The sequence below is a fragment of the Piscinibacter defluvii genome (assembly GCF_004011805.1).
Taxonomy (GTDB): domain Bacteria; phylum Pseudomonadota; class Gammaproteobacteria; order Burkholderiales; family Burkholderiaceae_C; genus Piscinibacter; species Piscinibacter defluvii.
Window position 1 is genome coordinate 1 of record NZ_ML137204.1, and the last position, 3834, is coordinate 3834.

At 60.3% G+C, this 3834-nt stretch carries 5 protein-coding genes; all 5 read right to left on the minus strand.

The features are described 5' to 3' along the window. Window positions 1-93: 93 nt before the first annotated feature. Window positions 94-627 (minus strand): endonuclease V, encoded by a 534-nt coding sequence (locus tag D9C15_RS34555; protein WP_205854764.1) that lies wholly within the window; start codon window positions 625-627, stop codon window positions 94-96. A 128-nt stretch (window positions 628-755) separates the two neighbouring features. Beyond that, the gene (locus D9C15_RS09395) at window positions 756-1520 is read right to left on the minus strand and encodes a hypothetical protein (protein ID WP_127997197.1); all 765 of its coding nucleotides are present in this window, start codon (window positions 1518-1520) and stop codon (window positions 756-758) included. A 153-nt stretch (window positions 1521-1673) separates the two neighbouring features. Then, window positions 1674-2105 (minus strand): hypothetical protein, encoded by a 432-nt coding sequence (locus D9C15_RS09400; RefSeq protein ID WP_127997198.1) that lies wholly within the window; start codon window positions 2103-2105, stop codon window positions 1674-1676. A 700-nt stretch (window positions 2106-2805) separates the two neighbouring features. Further along, window positions 2806-3237: a hypothetical protein gene (locus D9C15_RS09405; RefSeq protein ID WP_127997199.1), complete on the minus strand. Its 432-nt coding sequence runs from the start codon at window positions 3235-3237 to the stop codon at window positions 2806-2808. A 162-nt stretch (window positions 3238-3399) separates the two neighbouring features. Then, window positions 3400-3762 carry a DUF1203 domain-containing protein gene (locus tag D9C15_RS34560; protein WP_127997200.1) on the minus strand — a complete coding sequence of 121 codons (363 nt, stop codon included), beginning with the start codon at window positions 3760-3762 and terminating at the stop codon, window positions 3400-3402. Window positions 3763-3834: the final 72 nt, after the last annotated feature.

A 3834-nucleotide genomic window follows, 5' to 3' on the forward strand; every position in this document is an offset into this window, starting at 1 on the left:
CGCGGATTGGCGCTTGGGCCGCGAGGCCGATGATATGCACCACGGCCTCGCGGCCCAAGCGCCAAGCCGTGGAGGGTCGCCTCGAGCGAAGGGTTAGGCAGCACGCGCGTGGCTCGAGCGCGGAGCCCTCGCCAGATGGTCAGCCGCTTGCGCAAGCAGAGGGATGCGGTGCGCGCCAGCCAATTCGCGAACGTGTATTTCCGCTTGCGGCAGGTTAATGCCCACAGCTGTGACGAACAAGGGGCGAGCCGACTTCCCGCGAAGAACTGGCGCAACGAGCCGGCAGGCTTGTGCGCCTGCAAAGGAGCGCTTGGCAATGCCGATGACCGGTATGGTTCCCGACAGCGCTTCGTAGAGGTGTGCCCCAAGCCCGGGAAGGCCAGCAGGGGGTAGCCAGACATACCCGTCAACTACGATGTAAGTCGGAGGCTCTGGCAGTGAGTGAATCACGGCCAGCAAACAAGGAAGTTCTCGTTTGTAGAAGCTGCCTGGTTCATAGGGTGCTACCTCGTCGATGGTCTGCACGTGCGCTGAACTTGGTGCACTCGAGACCCATGAGTCCGCCAAGACACAGGCCGACTGAGCTCCCTGATCGCTGTAGCAGACGTCGAGAAACGCCACCTTCACCCTGTGCTGCCTAACGTTTGAGCTGAGCGGACGCCGCCGGCAAGGCGCTTGGGCCGCGAGACGGATGATGACACTGGCTGGCTCGCGGCCCAAGTGCCTTGCCGGTGGAGGTCCGCTCGAGCGAAGGGTTAGCCCTCACCGTTGCACAGCCTACGCATGCGGTTGATTGAGTCAACGCATAGGCCAAACAGGTCTTGAACCTCGTGAATGTCGTAGACCTTGTCGGGGTGCTGTGTAGGATTACGAAACGACACTCGAATATTGTCAAGTTGCCTGTGAAGGGTGTCGTTTGATTTGGCCTTGCGGTGTTGTTGTAGGGCCTGAACCATGGGATACCACAACAAAGGTGAGATTCGATCGCGGCGGACGTAGTGGCAATAGTAGCCACGCAACACCTCTTCGGTTGCTCGCATTAGATGAAAGGCTGCAGCTGTGGGGCGCTCAAAAGCAATGCATCTTGCTGCTTCGATTAAGTCAAACTGCGCAATTGGTGTCAGAGATGCGAAGACATCAGGGGCAAATAGAGATGCAACGTCGTTCGTGAGCTTTTCTACGTCCAGGCGCTTGGCAGAAATCGTGTACGCGTTGATTCCCTTTAGCTCGGCTTCAAGCGTTTGGCGAAGGGCGTGGATGATGCGATTGAGGCGCTGCGCTTGTGCTAGGGTGATCTTGGCGTCGTGAGGAAGCGCCTTGAGCTCTGCCTGGAACGCTTGAAGTTCATGAGCTGCGCGTATGGTCACACGAAGCTTGAGCTCCTCAAGGCGAGTAAACATGGCGTTGATGTTTGCGAGCACATTGCCGTTCCCGTGGACACCATAGTCAGCCTGAACGTCCTGGAGGTAGCGGACAGTGGTGCCAAATTGCCAGAAGCGGTAGACAGGTACTGATTCCATTCGCCTGATGTCTCCCTAGTAAGTGGCTGTGAGGGCTAACGTTTGAGCTGAGCGGTGGACGACGGCATGGCGCACTGGCCGCGAGGTGCATCATGTACCTCAGCACCTCGCGGCCAGTGTGCCATGCCGTTGGCCGTCCACTCGAGCGAAGGGTTAGGGCGCACTCTTCTGACCCGCCAGCGACTTGACTTCGCGTAGGTATCGCTCCATTTCTTCGTTGCCGCTGATATACGGACGAGTGCCGGAACAGATGTCGATTTCTCCCCCAGGCCCGGCAAAGAATACATAGGACAGCGCTGGAAAGATTGGAACGCCACAGTCTCCTGTTCCGACGCCGGTGATGAGCTTGGTCGGTGGCGGGTACTTCGCCTTCACGATCTCCTGCAACTGAACCTTGGCAGCAACTCCAGGCCACCCCTTCGGATCTTCACGCGAGGCCACACTTTCCTTAGAGAGGACACGACCAACGAAAACATGGTCGGCGTACTCAAACTGCTCCTTCAGAGTAGTTCGAGTGATGCAGGAACATGCTGACGCATCACCCAAGAGGCCCATTGCGAAGACTAATGCGAGAACTCGAATCACGGTGTGTGCGCCCTAACGTTTGAGCTGAGGGGCCGTAGCCGGAAAGGCGCTTGGCCCGCGAGGCGGATGATGAACCACACCGCTTCGCGGGCCAAGTGCCTTGCCGGCGGAGGTCCCTCTCGAGCGAGGGGTTAGGGCGCACTCGCGTGCCTACAAGTTGGCTAGGAGGCCGTGCACCCGACATACGGCCTCTCGGGAAAAGCTCTACCCGCCAAAGAGCCGATACAGCAGGTACACAAACAAGCCAACGACAACCCAACCCCAGAAGGCCGAATCGGCGCGCGGGACTTCTCCGGGTGACAGACCATTCGGCTTTGTTGCCAGCGGCTCGACCGGAGGAACGGACGTTGCCTCCGGCTTGTTGGCCCCGACGTTGTGCTTGACCGTCGACTGTGGTGAGGGTCTTCCGGCGACGAGCCCGTGCGCGCGCATTCGAAGAAGCAGTCTGATGGCCTCGATTGGCTGACGTCGTTCGAATGCAGCGAGCACCTCGGGAGGGAGGGAGTCAGGTGTCTTGGCCATGGTTTTGCTGCCTGCTGATCCACCCAGGAGTTGCCTGTGCGCCCTAACGTTTGAGCTGAGGGGCCGGAACCGGGAAGGCGCTTGGCCCGCGGGACGGATGATGGACCACACCGGCTCGCGGGCCAAGCGCCTTGCCGGTGGAGGTCCCTCTCGAGCGAAGGGTTAGGGCGCACTGCATTCAGTCAAGGCTGGCGCGGAGAACTCGCTGTGTGAGGCGCTCGAAATCGAGACACTTGTGGTTCGCCGCGACTGTGTCAGTAGCAGAGGTCACGTTGAGCGTCGGTTGGAGGAGGCCCGGCTTTACGTAGACGGAGAAGCCAGAGCGCTCAAGCTTGATACCACAGGCGCGAACGACCTCAAAGGCGCGACTAGCGCGAATGCGCCACCACCAACCGTACCCCGCCCAGGCGGAGACCAGAACAACGCAAAGAACGATTCCCTCCGGAAGCGAAGCGGGCTTCAACGCATAGAGCAGGCCAAGAATGACGGGCGCTGCTACCGCGAGCAAGACTGCACTGCCGAGAAGGAAGCTGGCATTTGATGATGCTTTGGCGAAGGACGCGAGCTCAGCATTCGCCTCGGCGAGTTCTTGATCAAGGAGCGATGGCATGCGACAGGTGCTGCGTGTGTGCGCCCTAACGTTTGAGCTGAGGCGACCGCCGCGGGTTGGCGCTTGGGCCGCGAGACGGATGATGACACTGGCCGGCTCGCGGCCCAAGCGCCAAGCCGTGGAGGGTCGCCTCGAGCGAAGGGTTAGGCCTCGCTCTTATGGCTACAGCTTGCCTTGAAGCATCGCGTGCCAAGCCACGAACGCCCCGATGTTTGCCGCGACCGTGAACCAAAAGGTGGCGACAAAGGTTACCTCCCCAGGCGCAAGACGACACTCCTCAGCATTGACGCGCACGTAGATGGGCCCAGACGAGCGGTACGGTGTGTCGACGGGATGGTGTGTGTAAGAGAGAAGGAACAACTCCTCTCCGACTTGCGCATCGACAAGGCTGACGCGGCAGGGGTAGCCAGGGCTGCTCACAGCTGTGACTCGGAGCACCCCTTGAGCGGCAAGCTCGTCGGCAGTGAGTTCAGAGAGGTGCGCGAAAGGCTTGGCGGAGAGGCCAAACAGGCGAAACGAAGGCATGAGCGGTCCTGGCGGCGCGGTACGCCATAGTCACACGGCGCGGAGTGCGCTGCTCGCCATATTCGGACACGC

Excerpts from the sequence above, each read along its gene's own strand:
- D9C15_RS09405 (WP_127997199.1), bottom strand. The coding sequence starts at position 3,237 with ATGCCATCGCTCCTTGATCAAGAACTCGCCGAGGCGAATGCTGAGCTC.
- D9C15_RS09395 (WP_127997197.1), bottom strand. The coding sequence starts at position 1,520 with ATGGAATCAGTACCTGTCTACCGCTTCTGGCAATTTGGCACCACTGTC.
- D9C15_RS34560 (WP_127997200.1), bottom strand. The coding sequence starts at position 3,762 with ATGCCTTCGTTTCGCCTGTTTGGCCTCTCCGCCAAGCCTTTCGCGCAC.